11 protein-coding genes and 1 rRNA gene are annotated in these 19,036 nt (G+C 45.0%); all 12 read left to right on the top strand.

Annotated features, from left to right (window positions below; all coding sequences use genetic code 11):
* Positions 1 to 87: ribosomal RNA gene (gene rrf, locus AC0NJP_RS05835) — 5S ribosomal RNA — on the top strand; the annotation flags it as partial.
* 385 nt (positions 88 to 472) lie between these two features.
* The gene (locus AC0NJP_RS05830) at positions 473 to 2,500 is read left to right on the top strand and encodes a molybdopterin-dependent oxidoreductase (RefSeq protein ID WP_474699126.1); all 2,028 of its coding nucleotides are present in this window, start codon (positions 473 to 475) and stop codon (positions 2,498 to 2,500) included.
* On the top strand, positions 2,481 to 3,722 hold the full coding sequence (locus AC0NJP_RS05825; protein ID WP_474699125.1) for a hexokinase family protein: 1,242 nt from the start codon (positions 2,481 to 2,483) through the stop codon (positions 3,720 to 3,722). Before AC0NJP_RS05830 ends, AC0NJP_RS05825 begins: the two co-directional genes overlap by 20 nt.
* Before the next feature lie 27 nt (positions 3,723 to 3,749).
* Entirely contained in the window at positions 3,750 to 5,090 is a 1,341-nt protein-coding gene (locus tag AC0NJP_RS05820) for a deoxyribodipyrimidine photo-lyase (RefSeq protein ID WP_474699124.1), read from the top strand.
* Positions 5,091 to 5,133: 43 nt separating this feature from the next.
* Positions 5,134 to 6,192 carry a CYTH domain-containing protein gene (locus AC0NJP_RS05815; RefSeq protein ID WP_474699123.1) on the top strand — a complete coding sequence of 353 codons (1,059 nt, stop codon included), beginning with the start codon at positions 5,134 to 5,136 and terminating at the stop codon, positions 6,190 to 6,192.
* Between the two features lie 33 nt (positions 6,193 to 6,225).
* Positions 6,226 to 7,311: a M48 family metallopeptidase gene (locus AC0NJP_RS05810; RefSeq protein WP_474699122.1), complete on the top strand. Its 1,086-nt coding sequence runs from the start codon at positions 6,226 to 6,228 to the stop codon at positions 7,309 to 7,311.
* Between the two features lie 189 nt (positions 7,312 to 7,500).
* Positions 7,501 to 9,420, top strand: coding sequence for a 1,4-alpha-glucan branching protein GlgB (glgB, locus tag AC0NJP_RS05805; RefSeq protein WP_474699121.1), 1,920 nt, complete (start codon positions 7,501 to 7,503; stop codon positions 9,418 to 9,420).
* Entirely contained in the window at positions 9,417 to 10,598 is a 1,182-nt protein-coding gene (locus AC0NJP_RS05800; protein WP_474039287.1) for a glucose-1-phosphate adenylyltransferase, read from the top strand. Before glgB ends, AC0NJP_RS05800 begins: the two co-directional genes overlap by 4 nt.
* A 19-nt stretch (positions 10,599 to 10,617) precedes the next feature.
* The gene (gene glgD, locus AC0NJP_RS05795) at positions 10,618 to 11,730 is read left to right on the top strand and encodes a glucose-1-phosphate adenylyltransferase subunit GlgD (RefSeq protein WP_474699120.1); all 1,113 of its coding nucleotides are present in this window, start codon (positions 10,618 to 10,620) and stop codon (positions 11,728 to 11,730) included.
* A 1-nt stretch (position 11,731) separates the two neighbouring features.
* Complete coding sequence (gene glgA / locus AC0NJP_RS05790; protein WP_474699119.1) at positions 11,732 to 13,165, top strand: glycogen synthase GlgA; 1,434 nt, start codon at positions 11,732 to 11,734, stop codon at positions 13,163 to 13,165.
* Between the two features lie 21 nt (positions 13,166 to 13,186).
* Positions 13,187 to 15,592 (top strand): glycogen/starch/alpha-glucan phosphorylase, encoded by a 2,406-nt coding sequence (locus AC0NJP_RS05785; protein ID WP_474699133.1) that lies wholly within the window; start codon positions 13,187 to 13,189, stop codon positions 15,590 to 15,592.
* A 27-nt stretch (positions 15,593 to 15,619) separates the two neighbouring features.
* Entirely contained in the window at positions 15,620 to 19,006 is a 3,387-nt protein-coding gene (gene malQ, locus AC0NJP_RS05780; protein WP_474699118.1) for a 4-alpha-glucanotransferase, read from the top strand.
* The last annotated feature ends 30 nt before the right edge of the window (positions 19,007 to 19,036 follow it).

The raw sequence follows: 19,036 nt of genomic DNA, 5'->3' as shown, positions 1-19,036 counted from the left end.
GTTCCCATCCCGAACACAGAAGTTAAGCCCATATACGTCGAAAGTACTTGGCTGGCGACGGCCTGGGAGGATAGATAGTTGCTGATTTCAAAAAACCACTTCTTTACGAAGTGGTTTTTTGTTGTACATAAAAATTATAGATTTATTGCCTAACAATAAATCTTAAAATGTATTAAAATAAGTAATTACAAGCATTTGTTAACTAAATGTTAGCTTGTATTATTTTTAAACCACAAGATGTGGATATACTGTGCATAACTTGCCTTGTTTTCCACATAATATCCCAGAAATTTAACAGGTTATTAACGACTTATACACATGTTATCCACAACATGTTGACAACATATCACTTTTCTACGTTTTGACTAGCAAGTCGGCAGGAACTGTTAAATCAATGTCGTATAAAATAGGTACCAATAACAAACCAATGGACAGAAGGTTCATTGGTTTTTCTTTCGAAAGGCGGAGTAATATGGCAGTAGAAATAAAGCGATCAGTTTGCCCCTTTGATTGCCCTGATGCGTGCGGCTTAACCATGACTGTAGAAAACGACAAAATTATTGCAGTCAATGGCGATGGCGATCATCCTTATACACGCGGTCAGATATGCGGTAAAATGAGTTTATATCATAAAACCATTTATGCTAAAGATCGTTTATTGCAGCCGCTCCGTCGCAGCGGACCGAAGGGCACCGGCCAATTTGAGCCCATTTCCTGGGAGGCGGCTTTAGACCTTATTTCACAACGGTGGAAAGCCTTAATTCAAGAGCATGGGGCAGAAGCCATTTTGCCTTATTCTTATGCGGGAACCATGGGCATGTTACAGACCAATGCGGGACATGCTTTTTTTCATAAAATCGGCGCTTCCCGCTTGATTCGAACAATTTGTTCTCCCGCGAAAGGCGCTGGCTGGGAAGCTTTAATGGGAAAAACGCAGGGAATGGACCCGAAAGAAGCCGCTTATAGCGATTATATTATCATTTGGGGATTGAATGCGGTAGCTACAAATTATCATTTTATTCAGGACTTAAGAGCAGCAAAGGCCCGTGGGGCTAAAGTTATATTGATTGAAACCTATCATACGCCGACCGCTGCTTTAGCTGATGAGGTCATTTTAGTTAAGCCCGGTACTGATGGTGCTTTGGCTTTAGGCATTATGCATATGCTCAAAGCGTTAGGGTATGTAAATCGGAATTTTATCGACAAATATGTTTTAGGCTATGATCAATTTTCTAAGGAAATTCTGCCGCAGTATGATCCGGAAAATGTAGCTATTATTACTGGCGTATCAGCGCCAATTATTCGAAAACTAGCGGAGGAATATGGTAAGGCGCAGGCATCGTACATTCAAATCGGGAGTGGTATGAGTCGTTATGGCAATGGCGCAATGACGATACGGACAATCTCACTGTTGCCCGCGCTAACGGGAGCGTGGCAAGTACGTGGCGGCGGCTGTTTTAATAGCACAAGCATGAAACAGGCCTTTGCGGCAGACGCCATTACGCGGGAGGATTTTATCGACAAGCCGACTCGTATGATTAATATGAATCAGTTGGGAAAGGCCTTGTGTGAGGAGAAACCGCCAATTTATAGTCTCTATGTCTATAATTGTAATCCGGCGGCTGTTTGTCCTGACCAAAATCGCGTAATAGAAGGGCTGTTGCGAGAAGATTTATTTACTGTTGTGCATGAACGGTTTATGACTGATACGGCCAAGCTGGCTGATATAATATTACCTGCTACGACATCGGCGGAGCACAGTGATTTTTATCGCGCCTATGGTCACCATTATCTGCAACGCTCCTATCCGGTTATTAACCCCCTCGGCGAGAGTAAGTCAAATTGGGACGTGTTCTGTCTCCTTGCTAAATATATGAGAATTGATGATTCTTTTTTTACGCAATCGGCGGATGCCCTCATTGATCATGTATGGGAAATTCCTAATAAGCTGCGTGATGGTTTAGCAGCAAGAGTATGGCAAGAAGGGAAGGCCCTGACGCCTAATTTAGGGGAAAACCTTAAGCTTGATTTTAGGACGCCTTCAGGTAAGATCGAAATCTATAATGAGCAGTTAGCTGAACCAATGCCTCGCTATAATTCCCCTTACGGCGGCGAAGGAACCTTGCACCTGGTTATTGCGCCTAGTGTTTATACACTAAATTCAACTTTTACGGAACAACAGCGACTAAGGCAGCGGCGCGGCAACATGACTTTACTTATGAATGAAGCTGATGCAACAGCTCGTCACATACAAAATGGTGACTTACTTGAAGTGTTTAACCCTTGGGGTAGTGCTCAATTTATTGCTGAAATAAGGCCAGGGAAAGTGTTGGCGGGAACCGTTGTCGCTGAAGGCGTATGGCGACTGGAAGATACTCTTTCAGGCCGATCGGTCAATGCGCTATTATCGCCGAACTTAACTGACTTGGGAGAAGGAAGCACCTTGTCGGATAATTGTGTAGAGATTAGGAGGCTGGCCCATGACGGCAGCGGCGCTTAAGAGTTTAATCCTCACAGATGAACAGCTTGAAGCAATGACAGCAGACTTTTGTCAGCAAATGGAGCGGAAGGCTCTAGGGAAATCTTCTGACTTTAAAATGCTTTCATCCTATTTGTCTCCGGCTACAGGGCAGGAGAGAGGTACCTTTTTAACGCTTGATTTTGGCGGTACCAATGTCAGGCTACTGGAAGTAGAACTATTAGGTGCGAGACGGTTTCAAAGTAAACGACAGATTCTTTTTCCCTTGAAAAGCGAATACGCTGATTATACAAGTAGCGAAAGAACGGGCGCGGAGCTTTTTGGGGCGATTGCTGATAAAATTGCCGCTTTTGTTGAACCAGAGAAACCCTATTTTCTTGGCCATACGTTTTCTTTTCCTTTTCAGCAAACAATGAAAAATGAAGCTGTGCTACTTGCTTGGACCAAAGAAATCCGCACAAGCGGTGTTGTTGGGCAAGATGTGACGAATTTTCTCAAAGCGGCTCTTTTGGAGCGCTCATTAGGACAGATTCAGCCAGTAGCCGTATTGAATGATACCGTAGCGACCTTACTTGCTGCATCTTATTTGACGGAAAATGTGACGATCGGGGTCATTTGCGGCACTGGCTTCAATAGTTGTTGCGTTAGCGAGAAGGCGGGGAGGACAGAGATCGTCAATTTAGAATCAGGTAATTTTTCTTTGATTCCCGCAACCGCATGGGATCGACAGCTTGATGCTAACAGTGATTGTCCTGGAGCGCAACACTTAGAGAAAGCAGTTTCCGGCGGCTATTTGGGAAAACTGGCGACTATTATTTTGTCCGATTTGATGCAACGAGAAGTTTCCTGCACACCAGATTTTTCCGGTGCGGCCTTAGCGGCGTTGTTACAAGCGCCAGAGCACGCACAAGCTATAGCTGCAAGGTACGGTATTATAGTTACGGCAAGCGAGTCTGCGCTGCTTTGCGAGGTTGCGCAAAAACTGGTTGATCGTTCCGCTTTACTTGCTGCAGCGTCTTTTGCAGGAATTTTGCGCTATCATGATCCGAAGCTAAGACTGTCCCAGCGAATTGCCATTGACGGGTCTTTATATGAGAAAATGCCAGGATACTCTAAACTGGTGCATGAAGGCCTAGTGCGTCTCTTCGGGGAAAAGGCTGAGCGGATTGAACTTACTTTATGTAAAGATGGCTCAGGTATTGGCGCTGCTGTTGCAGCGGCAATGGAAGCGATTGTCATTTAAGTATTTTGAAACTAGAGTGAGGCTGTGATGATGGAAAAGAGAGCGAGACTGCTGCAAGCGGGCCAAGAGGGTACAGGACCAGTTATCTACTGGATGAGTCGGGAACAGCGAGCTGATGATAATTGGCCGTTGTTGTTTGCACAACAAAAGGCCTTAGAGCGACAAGCGCCACTCTTAGTAGTCTTTTATCTCGCGCCAGCCTTTCTTGGGGCGACGCTGCGACAATATGATTTTATGTTGCGAGGACTTGCTGAGACGGAAGCCCGGCTTCGCGAAAAGCAGATTTCTTTTACGGTGGTAACAGGTGATATAAAGGATTTGATTCGGTATTTTGTTTTGGTGGCAGCACGGCTAGTCGTAACCGATTTTGATCCCTTAAAAATTAAGCAAGCTTGGTTGCGCGAGGCGACTGACGGGTTAGCGGTTCCGTTTTATCAAGTTGACGGTCATAATGTGATTCCTTGTTGGCTAGCTTCAGCAAAAGCGGAATACGGCGCTTATACAATTAGACCAAAGCTGCATCGGTTGTTATCGGCGTTTTTGACGGATTTTCCATCGCTGAAAGAGCATCCTTATGTCTCTGATAAAGAATTGCCGCTTACTGACTGGACGCAGCTAAGAAAATTTTTGCGGCTTGATTTAGCCGTCGGCGCGGTAAAGTTATTGCCTGGTTCACAGGCGGGCAGGCAAGTCATGGAGCATTTTTTACAGGAAAAGCTGAAAGCTTACGAACAAGATCGCAATAATCCGCTGCAAGAAGGACAATCTGGTTTGTCGCCCTATTTTCATTTTGGGCAAATTGCACCGCAGCGGGCTGCCTGGGAAGCGTTACAATCCGGTAGCGGCGCCTCGGTTGAAGGATTTTTAGAAGAATTGATCGTGAGACGTGAACTGGCCGACAACTTTTGCTATTATCAAGAAAACTATGATAGTACAGTAGCTTTTCCAAACTGGGCTAAGGCGACTTTAGCTGAGCATCAAAGCGATGTGCGGCCTTATCTTTATTCTTTAGAAGCGTTAGCAGCGGCGGCGACCCATGATCCGCTTTGGAACAGGATGCAATCAGATCTTGTAGCGACAGGCCATCTGCACGGTTATCTCAGAATGTATTGGGCGAAAAAATTGCTAGAATGGACGACTTCGCCGGAAGAAGCGCTGTCTTTTGGCATTTACTTAAATGATAAATATGCCTTGGATGGACGGGATCCTAACGGCTATGCTGGTCTAGCTTGGAGTATCGGCGGCGTTCATGACCGTGCTTTTGCCAATCGCCCTATCTTTGGTAAAATCCGCTATATGAGCGAAGGCGGTTTGAAACGAAAATTTGATGTAAAGGCCTATATTGGGCGCCAGGTTTCTTTACTATAAAGCAGGAGAGACTTAAGGCGCTGCAGAAAGGATACCAAGAAGAATGAGTGTAGGACAAGAAATTGAATTAAAACTCCGTATGAATCGGCCGGAGGAAATCGCGGCCTTAGTGCAAGATCCCGCCCTGGAGACTTTTTCAGTGGAACCGTGGCAAAAAGATATGCTGCTTTCTACTTATTATGATACGCCGGATAAAGCTTTGCTTAAGAGTCGCCTGACTTTTCGGGTTCGTAAAGCGGGTGTCGCTTATGAAGCAACAGTAAAAGGCGGCGGAAAAAGCAGTGGTGGTCTTCATGAGCGACAGGAGTGGAATGTAGATCTGACAGCCCCAGAGGCTTCTGTTGTAGCATTTCAAAATACAGTTATTTATCCATTGTTGACCACTACCATAAAAGAAGCGAGCCTTGAGCCGCTGTTTACAACAGAGTTTTTACGGCATCGGCTCTTACTGCGTTATGGCCATAGTTTGATTGAAGCGGCCGTAGATCAGGGGACGATTGTGGGAAAAGAGAAAACGGATGAACTGGCAGAACTAGAGTTAGAACTAAAAGAAGGCGATGCCAGTGATCTATTAGAATTAGGCGCACTGCTAGCGAAAACCTACAGCTTGCAATTAGAAAAACGCAGCAAATTTCAGCGCGGCCTGACTGCCGCGGGGCTTCCTGTGACGGAAAGCAAAGTGACTGGTGAAGATACTTTGTCGCTGTTACTGAGCTTTGCTGAGGCCGAGGCTGCTTTTTGCGCTAGTGGCGGCAGTCGTCTAGCGGCAGAGACGGTTTTTCAGTTGTGGGATAAATTTATTTGGCGGTTTTTAAAGAAGATCGGTGCATCACCGCTAAAAGCGTCCGCATTAGACCAATTGGATCAGATCACCCAACTGTATCAGCCGCTCCGAGAAGTTTTCTTTTTGGCAGAACAAATGCGGCGTTTGGCGCAAGAAGGCAAGATCACGGCAGCTTACCATAAGGAACTGGCGACAGCGTTTCGTCAGCATAAACAAAAAACACGGCAAAAATTACTTGATTCTTTAGCACAAGGCAAAACGACAGCAATTATTCTGGCTTTATGGTCTTTTCTGAAGCAAGAACAGACTCATAGCTAAAATAACAGCTTTTTATAGAAGTGTGAGGTAATTATGAGGGAATGGGGACATTTTTGGCTAGTGTGGCGAAAGAGACTATTGGCGCTTTCTTTTGTTTTTTGTTTCCTATATATTTGCGGACAGACGACTGTAGTAGCGGCTATGTCGACAGAAGACGAGGTACAGTGGGGCCAAAAAATTTCCCAAGAGGTAGAAAAACAAATTCCGTTGGTAAAAGATCCGCTACTGCAGGCTAGGGTGCAGCGAATTGGCGCAAGTCTGGCTGCAGTGAGCGATCGGCCCAACCTTTCTTATACATTTAAGGTGCTTGATTCTAAAGATGTGAATGCTTTTGCCGTTCCCGGCGGCTTCATCTATGTGTATAAAGGGCTCATTGATTTGATGCCCTCTGATGATGAATTGGCCGGTGTACTTGGCCATGAAATCGGTCATATTGTAAAACGTCATACGATTACTGAAATGGAACAAGGTACGACCATGACGATTCTACTGGCCATTTTGACACAAGGCAGAGGCGCTATGGCCCAAGCCGCTTTTATGGAAGCCGTTATGGCTGGTCATAGCCGCGGTGATGAACGGGAAGCAGATTATTTAGGATTTATTCATAGTACGAAAGCCGGGTATAGCCCTTATAGTATGCTCATGGGACTCGAAAAGCTGGCTGTACTGGAACCAAAAGATTCGCAAGATCTTTTTTCCGATCATCCTGAAAGTAAGGAACGGATTCGGCTGGCGAAGAAATATTTAGTTGATGCTAAAGTTCACCCTTATGCGAAAGCGGTCGGGCTTACTGGCGTTGTGTACGAGGGGGATTGGTCGTTGCCGCCTTTTACGAATGTATTAAATGGTAGCGATCCTTTATACCGGGCTTACAGTGCGGCAGGGCAGCTATATCAGTTAACGCTTCGCCCGCAACTCACAACCGATCGACTCTTTGCTAGCAATGAAGATATCGGTATTGGGATTTATTACGATGATCGGTTGCTGTTTATCATTACCAATAGTGATGCTTTGGCAAGAGGGGTTTCGCTTGATGATTTTGCCGCGACAATGATTCAGTCCGTAGCGGCATGGATTCGGCTCCAGCCAAACTGGGACGGCCACCAAACTACAACTTAGTATGATAAAAGGACGAAAACAGTCAGATACAGTCTTGGGGTGTTTTCGTCCTTTTTCTTTAGGTGATTTACAAAAAAACCTAGGGAAAATAAAGGGATTTCTGTAATTTTGACAAAGTAATACATAATAAACCTTTTGATTTACCGAAAAAAGTTTTCTCGTGATGGACACGAAAAGGTAGGTGTTCTAATGGAAGCAAGTAAACCAGGAGATTTAGATATTCATCTGTTTCATGAAGGCAATCATGTGCGCTGTCAGAATTTTTTTGGCGCCCATATTATGGCGGAAAACGGTGTAGCAGGTGTTCGTTTTACTGTGTGGGCGCCTCATGCTAGAGCGGTAAGTGTAATCGGCGACTTTAATGGCTGGTCCTCCTTGGCGCACCCACTAGTTAAAATTTCTGATCAGCTTTGGTCCTTATGGATTCCTGAGGTTTCTGTCGGAGCTCTTTATAAATATGAAATTACCGCTCCGAATGGAGCTGTTTTAACAAAAGCGGATCCTTTTGCTTTTGCTAGCGAAATAAGGCCGCTAACCGCTTCTGTCGTGGTTGACTTATCTGGGTTTTCTTGGACGGATCAGGCATATCAGGCGCAGAAGAAAACAGGCGAGTCGCGTAGCAAGCCTATGGTTATTTATGAGGTTCATGCCGGTTCATGGCGCCGCCATGATGATGGCGGTTTTTTGACCTATCGTGATTTAGCGAAAGAACTAATTCCTTATGTACAGGAAATGGGCTATACCCATATTGAACTTATGCCCCTTACGGAGCATCCTTTAGACGCTTCCTGGGGCTATCAAAGCACCGGTTATTTTTCACTGACCAGCCGTTATGGCTCACCTCATGACTTTATGCATTTTGTCAATGAGTGCCATAAAGCTAAGCTTGGTGTAATTTTAGACTGGGTTCCGGCGCATTTTTGTCGTGATGACCATGGTTTGCGTTGCTTTGACGGCGAACCGCTGTTTGAATCAGGCAATGCATTTTTAGCGGAAAACCCTCAATGGGGAACAGCAAATTTTGACTATGGGCGAATGGAAGTACAAAGCTTTCTAACTTCAAATGCTCTCTTTTGGTTTGAAACCTATCATATAGATGGCCTGCGCATTGATGCGGTAGCCAGTATGCTCTATCTGGATTACGGCAACAAAACAGGTTGGACGCCTAATAAGTATGGCGGGCGCGAGAACTTAGAAGCGATTGGCTTAATCCAGAAAATTAATAGTACTGTTTATGAACATGTAGCGGATCCTTTGTTAATGGCTGAGGAATCGACAGCATGGCCGCTTGTTACAAAACCGACGTATGTGGGCGGTCTTGGCTTTACTTATAAATGGAATATGGGTTGGATGAATGACATACTCAAGTATATGGAAGCCGATTCGATTTTTCGTAAATGGCTGCATCATCATCTGACCTTTTCCTTTATGTACGCTTTTTCGGAAAACTATGTGTTGCCGTTATCACATGACGAAGTGGTTCATGGCAAGAAATCTCTTTTGAGTAAAATGCCCGGTGATTACTGGCAGAAGTTTGCCAATCTCAGGGCTTTTTACGGTTATATGATGGCTCATCCCGGGAAAAAGCTGCTCTTCATGGGCGGTGAATTTGGTCAGTTTATTGAATGGGATGAAGGCAAGAGTCTAGACTGGCATCTGCTTGAATATGATATGCATAGCAGGCTGCAGACTTTTGTGGCGAAACTCAACCATTGCTATCGCGAGCAGCGCGCTTTATGGCTGTTTGATGACAATTGGCAGGGCTTAGAGTGGATTGATCACACGGATTTTAATAAGAGCATTATTATCTTCATGCGAAAAACGGCAAAACCTAGCGAACTTATCATTGTAGCATGTAATTTTACCCCTGTGGTCAGAGCTGCCTATCGGCTTGGCGTACCTTTTGATGGTCTATATGAAGAAACTCTCAATAGTGACTGGCCTGAATTTGGGGGATCAGGTCAAAGAAATCAGCCCTTGCAGGCGGAGAAAGTGTCATGGCATGGCAAGCCTTATTCCATTGTGGCTACTTTGCCTCCCCTTGCTACTGTATACTTTACCGTAAAGCTTACGCCAGAGGCGAAAGTATCCAAAGGAGGATGTTTATGAAAGCAAAAGAATGCATTGCTATGATCTTGGCTGGCGGCCAGGGCAGCAGACTCGGTAGTTTAACGAAAAAACTTGCAAAGCCTGCCGTACCATTTGGCGGTAAATACAGAATTATTGATTTCCCTTTAAGTAATTGCCATAATTCCGGCATTGATACAGTGGGTGTTTTGACGCAATATCGTCCGTTAGCTCTCCATAATTATATTGGCATTGGCAGTGCTTGGGATTTAGATAGACAGAACGGCGGTGTTTATGTACTCCCACCTTATGCTAGTGAAGAGGGCGGCGAATGGTATAAAGGAACAGCTGACGCCATCTATCAAAATATCAACTTTATTGAACTATTTGGAGCGGAGTACGTCCTGGTTTTATCAGGCGATCATATTTATAAAATGGACTATAGCAAAATGCTGGATTTTCATCGTCAGAAGAAGGCTGATGCGACAATTGCCGTGTTTGAAGTTCCCTGGGAAGAAGCCCCGCGCTTTGGTATTATGAACACGGCCGATAATGGCCGCATTGAGGAATTTGAAGAAAAACCGAAACATCCCAAAAATAATCTCGCTTCCATGGGCGTTTATATTTTCACGGTAAAACCGCTACTAAAGGCCTTGCAGGAAGATGCAAAAGATGCGAAGTCAAGTCATGACTTTGGCAAAAATGTGATCCCCAAACTGCTGAAAGAAAAACATAAACTCTTTGCCTACAAGTTTTCTGGCTATTGGAAAGATGTAGGCACGGTAGACAGTTTTTGGGAAGCGAATATGGACTTGCTTAGCGGGGATTCGCAACTTGATTTGTATGATCGCAATTGGCGGATTTATTCCGTCAATCCAACACGACCGCCGCATTATATTGCACCAACAGCCAAAGTGAAAGACGCATTGATTAGTGAAGGGTCACAAATTTTTGGCGAAGTAGAGCATTCGGTGATTTTTCCTGGTGTTGTCGTTGGTGAGGGTGCGAAGATTATTGACTCGGTGATTATGCCTTATGCCGTCATTGAACCAGGTGCAGTGGTAACTAAGGCGATTGTTTGCCGCAAAGCGACGATTGAAGAGGGTTGCCAAGTGGGCGATACGGAAGTGGAAAATGATAAGCGGAATGTAACGGTTGTTGTAGAAAATGCCCGTGTGCGCGATAAAAAAGGCGCCGGGAAAAATAAGCAGGTTGGCTGATAGCGGAGAGGAGTTTGCCATGCGGAGCATAATGGGATTAATTAATTTGACAGAAAGCGAAGAATTTATCAAGGAGGTTACCATTGACCGCCCTTTGGCGGCCTTGCCTTTTGGTGGCCGCTATCGACTTATTGACTTTGCCTTATCGAATATGGTCAATTCTGATATCAGTAATGTAGGAATTTTGCTGCGTGACAAATATCGTTCGCTTATGGATCACTTGCGTTCCGGCAAGGAATGGGATCTGGCTAGAAAACGCGACGGTCTGTTTATTTTGCCGCCGGTTTACTCGGAAAATGTCTGCAATACGGGTGACTTACATAGTATTTATGAACATCTTGACTATTTACAGCGCAGCCGCGATCAATACGTACTGCTTTCCGGCAGTGGCTGCATCTGCAATATCGATTTTCGCGAAGCCTGTGATTTTCATGAAGCTGTCGGCGCTGACATTACGGTGATTTATCATCAGACGCCTGTGGGCTATGATGATTTTATTAATTGCACGACCTTGGCGACTGATGCCGAGCATCGCGTAATTGATATGGAAGTGAATGCTTCGAAAGTGAAGACGAACAAAGTAGCAATGGGAATGTATCTTATGAGCCGGGAACTGCTGATTGATCTGGTAGACCGATCAATCGCTCGCGGCGAAAGAGAGTTTGTCAGAGGTCTTATTATTAAAAATTTAGAAAAGCTGAATATTTATGGCTTTGCTCATAGCGGTTATGTTGGTAGAATTCATTCCATTGTTAGCTACTATTATCATAATATGGCGTTACTACGGCCCGATGTATGGCAAGAAATCTTTTTCAATAAGGGTTTGATTTATACAAAAGTGAAAGATGAAGCGCCTGCTGCTTATCGTGCTGCCGCACAAGTAACAGGATCGCTTGTGGCCAATGGCTGCCAAATTGGCGGACAGGTGGCTGATTCGATTTTATTCCGGGGGGTGAAAGTGCAAAAAGAAGCATCTGTTCGCGATAGTCTGATCATGCAGAACTGCGAGATCGGCGAAGGGGCTATTTTAGAAAATGTCATTTGCGATAAGGAAGTAAAGATTACCAAGGGCAAACGCTTAATTGGCGAAAAAAGATATCCTTTGGTTATAAAAAAAGGGACGGTGATATAGTATGAAAAAAATCCTGTTTGTAACTTCGGAGGCAACTCCTTTTGCGAAAACCGGCGGATTAGCTGATGTCGCGGGGTCCTTGCCGGTTGAACTAGTCAAACATGGGTTGGACGTACGAGTTATGATGCCCAAATACGGTTGTATTGGCGCTCAGTTTAAAGATTCTATGGAAAAAGTCGCAGAAACGACAGTGAATCTTAATTGGCGCCAACAGTATCTCGGTATTGAAAAAGTCACTTACCATGGTATTACCTACTACTTTGTCGACAATGAGTATTATTTTAAACGGAAAAACCTCTATGGCTATTTTGACGATGCGGAACGGTTTGCCTTTTTCTGCCGTGCTGCCCTCGAAAGTATTCCATTGCTCGATTTTACGCCAGATATCCTTCATTGCCATGACTGGCATACAGGTCTTGTCAGCTTATATTTGAAGGAACGCTATAGCCAAGAGCCGCTTTATAAAGATATGAAGAGCGTATTTACGATACATAACTTGCGATTCCAAGGAATTTTCCCGCCGGAAATTATGGAGTTTTTGGAATTAGGGCCTGAATATCTTACCGATGATAAGATGGAGTTTTTCGGTAACGTAAATTATCTAAAGACGGGGCTTGTCTATTCCGATCTATTAACAACGGTAAGTCCGACTTATTCGAAAGAAATTCAGCATCGAAGCCGAGGCGAACAACTGGATGGCTTACTGCAAGCGAGAAACCGTGAGCTTTATGGCATTGTCAATGGCATTGACCAAGAAGAGTTTGATCCTCATACGGATTCAGCGCTCTTTGTGAATTATACGCGCCAATCAGTCAAGCGTAAGCTGCAAAATAAGGTGCAATTGCAAGAAAAACTCGGGCTGCCTGTGAATGAGCAGACACCTGTATTAGCCATGGTAACAAGAATGGATCTTTCCAAAGGTCTTGATTTAGTGGCTCAGATTCTTGATGAACTTTTAACGCAGGATGTGCAGCTTATTGTACTGGGCAGTGGCGATGAGGCCTATCAGAGTATGTTCCGTATTGCTAGTCATCGTCACCCCCAGAAAATCTCAGCGCAGATCTTTTTTGACGAACATTTGGCTCGGCAAATTTATGCCGGATCTGATATCTTTTTGATGCCATCGCTGTATGAGCCTTGCGGTATTGGGCAACTGATTGCTATGCGCTATGGTTGTTTACCTATTGTCAGAGAAACTGGCGGCCTCAAGGATACGGTTCTTTCTTACAATGAAGCCACAGGCGAAGGCAATGGTTTTACTTTTGGGCCCTATAGTGCCCATGATTTTCTCTATACAGTGAATCGCGCCTTAAATTTGTATCGTGAGGATTCAAAAACCTGGTATAAACTGGCTCGCGCCGCTATGAAGTATGATTCTAGCTGGGAACAGTCAGCCCGTCAGTATATTAGCCTGTATGAACAGTTAACCGAATGAGCGGGGAGGGCGAAAACGATGATGTTGGCCGATAAAGAAGAATTTAAAATACAGTTTGTGGACAAGCTGAAGACACTTCAGGGAAAAACCTTAGAAGAGGCGACGCCGCTTGATGAATATCAAGCTCTGAGCGCTTTAGTGCGAGATCTCATTTTAAAGAAATGGGTCGATACGAACTCTGTTTATAAAGTCGACGATGAAAAGCAGGTCTACTATTTTTCGATTGAATTTTTAATCGGCCGTCTTTTAGGCTCTAACATGCTCAATTTGGGAATCTTAGATGCCTGGCAGGAAGGGCTTGATGAGTTAGGTGTCGATTTAACGAAGCTAGAAGAACAGGAAGCTGACGCCGGCCTTGGCAATGGCGGTCTAGGCCGTCTTGCCGCCTGTTTTCTTGATTCACTCGCTTCCTTGAAACTACCTGGTCACGGCAATGGAATTCGCTATAAGTATGGTCTTTTTGAACAAAAAATGGTCAATGGCGCTCAGGTAGAGAGTCCTGATAACTGGTTGAAGAACGGTTATATGTGGGAACTGAGAAAAGCCGATAAAGCAGTGGAAGTTCATTTTAATGGACGGATTGAAGTGGATGAATCAGCGGACGAACCGAAATTTATCCATAAAGATTATGATACGGTCTTAGCTGTGCCCTATGATATTCCAGTGATCGGCTATAAAAACGATACAGTCAATACGCTTAGATTATGGAGCGCCGAAACAGCCGATACGGCTTTTAATAAAGGCGATTACAAAAAAGCGATGGAATACCGTTACGCCGTCGAGGCCATTTCGGAAATTCTTTACCCTGAAGATTCTTCTTACGAAGGCCGGGTGCTGCGGCTAAAACAGCAGTATTTCTTTGTATCAGCAGGCCTTCAAAGTATTGTCCGACGCTTTAAGAAGCATCATCGAACTATTATGAATCTAGCCGATCATGTTGCGATTCATATTAATGATACCCATCCCGCTCTTTGTGTACCTGAGCTTATGCGTATTCTCATGGATGAAGAGGGTTTGAACTGGGATGAGGCTTGGCATATTACGACAAATACAATTTCTTATACGAATCATACTATTATGCCAGAAGCTTTGGAAAAATGGCCCATCGAGATTTTCCAAGGGCTGCTGCCGCGGATGTATATGATTGTCAATGAGATTAATGAACGGTTCTGCCGGGAACTGTGGAACCATTATCCTGGCGATTGGGATAAGATTCATTATATGGCTGTTATCGCCGACGGTTTTGTGCGGATGGCCAATTTGTCTGTTGTTGGCAGCTATAGCGTCAATGGCGTAGCCGAAATTCATACAGAAATTTTGAAAAAAGATGTTATGCGTGATTTCTATCTGCATTATCCCTATAAGTTTAATAATAAAACAAATGGAATTACTCATCGCCGCTGGCTCATTAAGAGCAATCCGAAGTTGTCGAAACTGATTTCTGAGACTATTGGCGATAGTTGGATTCACCATCCTACGGACTTACGCCGCTTAGCACAGTTTGCCGAGGTCCCGCTTTTTCAGGAAAAATTTAGAGAGATTAAGCGACAAAATAAAATTCGGCTAGCTAACTATATTGAAAAAGTCAATGGAATTACCCTTGATGTAGATTCTATTTTTGATATTCAGGTGAAACGGATTCATGCCTATAAACGGCAAAGCCTCAATATCCTTCATGTCATGGATCTTTATAATCGTTTATTAGCCAATCCTGACATGGATATAACGCCTCATACCTATATCTTTGCTGGTAAAGCGGCGCCTGGTTATTACTTGGCAAAACAGACCATCAAGCTAATTAATACAGTGGCTCAGGTAATTAATAATGATCCGCGGGTGAATGATAAGCTGAAGGTTGTCTTTATTGGCAATTATAGCGTGTCACTTGGCGAAATGATTTTTGCCGCCGCCGATGTAAGCGAGCAAATTTCTACGGCAAGTAAAGAAGCGTCAGGTACGGGGAATATGAAATTTATGATGAATGGGGCCGTGACCTGCGGAACTTTAGACGGAGCGAATATTGAGATCTACGAAGAGGTTGGCGATGATAATATTGTCATTTTTGGTCTGACCGCTGATGAAGTGTTGGCCTATTACGCGAATGGCTCTTACCGACCTCTAGAAATTTATGAAAACGACAGCGGTATTAAGCTTGTTTTAGATCAATTGACCAACGGTTTTCTACCAGTTGGGCCTGATGAATTTAGAGCAATTCAAGACGGCATTATGCATGGTGATGAATATTTTGTGTTGCGTGATTTTGCGGCTTATCGCGAGGCGCAGCAGAAAATTTCTGACCGTTTCCGTGACAAGGCGCTGTGGGCGCGGATGGGCATTAATAATATTGCTTTTTCTGGTAAGTTTAGCAGTGACCGGACGATAAATGAATATGCAATCGGCATTTGGCGAGTACAACCCGTTTACTAATTGCTAGGAAACAGGCAGGTGAAGCAGATGGACAGTTGGATCGTTGTTCACGACTCACAGGATCTTCAGTATCGCAGCCCCTTTGGCGCTGTTGCTGTTATGACGCGCGTATGTTTGCGCCTTGAAACGGATCAAAAGGCGCTTTGGCAATCGGTACAACTTCGATTGTGGCAAGATGGCACGGGGGAGACAATTCTCCCCCTTACCTTGAGTGACAGTGGTTTTTATGAGGTCTCTTTTACGGTAGAACGACCAGGGCTGATTTGGTACTATTTTATCTTGGAAGCTGATAACTGTCGTTATTACTACGGGAATAATTGGGAACTTTTGGGCGGCAAGGGCCAGCTGTTGACAGAGCCGCCGCCAGCCTACCAATTGACCGTCTATGAACAGCAGACTGTGCCGGACTGGTATAAGCAAGGTATTATGTACCAGATTTTTGTGGATCGTTTTTGCCGCGGTGGCAAACAAGATGGACCCTATCCGCCGGGGGCGCTCGTTCATGCCCACTGGGATGATACGCCTATGTATACGAAAGATGTTCAGACGACGGAAATTATGGCTTATGATTTTTTTGGCGGTAACTTAGCTGGTATCCGCGAAAAATTGACTTATCTTTATGATCTCGGGATTACCATTCTTTATCTCAATCCTATTTTTGAATCCATTAGCAATCATAAATATGATACAGGCGATTATCATCAAGTGGATCCCCAGTTTGGTACGAAGGAAGAGTTTACACAGCTTTGCCGCGAAGCCGAAAAACTGGGGATTCATATCATTTTAGACGGCGTATTTAGCCATACTGGCAGTGACAGCCGCTATTTTAATCGTTATGGCCGTTATGATAGTATTGGCGCCTACCAGTCGCCGACGTCGCCTTATTACTCCTGGTTTCGGTTTAAGGAGTATCCCTCTGACTATGAAAGTTGGTGGGGCATTGATACGCTGCCCAATGTAGAAGAAATGAATGAAAGTTACCGAGACTTCATTATTCGTGATCAAAATAGTGTCATTCGCAGTTGGCTGAAGGCCGGAGCTAAAGGCTGGCGTCTTGATGTGGTTGATGAATTGCCGCCGGTATTTTTACAGGAGTTGCGTCAGGCCGTCAAAGAAACGGATCCAGAGGCGATTGTTCTGGGGGAAGTGTGGGAAGATGCCAGTCGTAAAGAAAGCTATGGTGAAAAACGTGAATATTTGTTAGGGAAAGAACTCGATTCTACGATGAATTACCCCTTCCGCCGGATTACGCTAGACTTTCTGTTAGGCCATATTAGCGCTGACGATGCGCATCGCCGTCTTATGAGCCTTTATGAAAATTATCCGAAGGAACACTTTTACAGTGCTATGAATCTCATTGATAGTCATGATGTACCACGAGCGCTTTCCCTACTCGGTGACTCTGCTTATACGGGCGAGGAGCCGATTGCTAAGTTGAGTCGTCGCGCTTTGGAGCCAGAAGAACGCCGTCTTGCCAAAAACCGATTAAAGCTGCTTGTTTTGTGGCAGATGACGTTTCCCGGCGTGCCTTGTATTTATTACGGTGATGAGGCTGGCGTTGAAGGCTATAAAGATCCGTTAAACAGACGGACCTATCCGTGGGGCCAAGCCGATGAGGAACTGCTTTCTTGGTATAAAAAACTGACTGCTTTGCGTCAGAACTACCCGGTATTTTGGCAGGGAGATCTTACAGCGAAAGCTTTAGGCGAGCAGGTTTATGCCTATCGGCGCAGCGACGGAGTGCAGCAAGCCATTATTGTCTTAAATCGCAGTAGTCAGTGGGAAACGGTTCTGTTACCGATCGAGTGGACGCAGCTAGCTGACTTTGAAGATATTCTCTTTGAAGAACCGATTCTGCGCAGTGATTCCGATCAAGTGATTTTGACGCTTCGCCCGTATAGCGCTAAGGTACTTTTTTATGACGAAAGTCAAGCAAAGGAACAAAACGGTGAACAAGGCGTGCGCCGTGCTGGCGTTTTATTGCATCCCACGTCGCTGCCAACAGAAGATCTTTGCGGTTCCTTGGGAAAAGAAGCCTATGACTTTATTGACTTTTTGCAAGGAGCCAGTCAGTCGCTTTGGCAGATCCTTCCTTTAAATCCCGTCGGGTTTGGCGACTCGCCCTATCAGTGTCCCTCCGCTTTTGCGGGAAATCCGCTGCTCATTGATTTAAGCGAGCTTGCTGGTGAGCCTTGGGACTATAGCCAGCAGCCCCAAGAATTAGAAGCGGCAAAAGTTTGGAAGCTTTCGGCGCTGCGAAAGATTTATGATAAACAAAAGGATGCCTTTTCCAGCGATGCAGCTATTTTTAGCGAAACAAATCGGGAGTGGCTTGAAGATTACGTTTTATTTACCGCCTTGTCACGTCGGTATGGGTCTCCCTGGAGTCTTTGGCCGCAGGCACTAAAGTATCGCGAGAAAGTTGCTTTAGCAAAAGCGAAAGCAGAACTTGCGGAAGAGATTCATTTTGAACGTTTTCTACAATATCACTTTTTTCGCCAGTGGCAGGCTTTACGCCGTTATGCCAAGCAGCAAGGCGTTGTGATTGTCGGAGATATGCCCTTATATGTGGCCTACGACAGTGCCGATGTCTGGAGTCGTCCCGACTTATTTGAGCTTGATGAAGCGCTAGCACCTGTAGCTGTCGCTGGTGTGCCGCCTGATTATTTCAGTGCGACGGGACAACTTTGGGGCAATCCGCTCTATCGTTGGGAAAAGCATGAAGCAGAAGGGTTTGCCTGGTGGCGTCGCCGCCTTGGCGTATTGCTAGACTGTGTAGACTTAGTGCGGCTTGATCATTTTAGAGGCATTGAAGCCTATTACTCAATTCCCGCGGGAGCGCTTACGGCTGAGGCGGGGCAGTGGCGCAAGGGGCCTGATGCTAAGTTGCTGCAAGCGCTGCAGCAAGGGCGTGATGTGTTACCGCTTGTGGCTGAGGATCTCGGTTATATTACCGAAGCAGTGGAGGAGCTGAAACAGACCTTCCAACTGCCGGGTATGAAGGTATTGCATTTTTTCTTTTATAAAACCGAAGCGGGTTGTGCACCGATTACGATTCCGCGTCATTCTTTCGTCTATACGGGAACGCATGATAATAATACGACGCGCGGCTGGATTCAGGAAATGCTTGCAGCTGCGCACGAACAAAGCTGTTTACAAGGCCCCTTTGGCAGTGTCAACGAAGAAACTGCGGCAATGAAGCTGATCGAATTTGCCTATGCCAGTAAAGCGGTCTGTGCCGTCATTCCAGCACAGGATTTGCTCAATTTAGACAGTCAATTTCGCATGAATCAGCCGGGGACTGTGGGCGGTAACTGGAAATATAGGCTGACAGAAGGCGATCTAACCAAAGAATTGCAGCAAAAGCTGGCAAAGCTTACTTCTCGCTACAAGCGAAATATCCTATTGAAATAGGAGAGAATCGCTTTTGTTTACAAGGAATCT

The organism is Pelorhabdus sp. sgz311002 (genome assembly GCF_056134285.1).
This window is presented reverse-complemented; position numbering and strand designations above follow the sequence as displayed.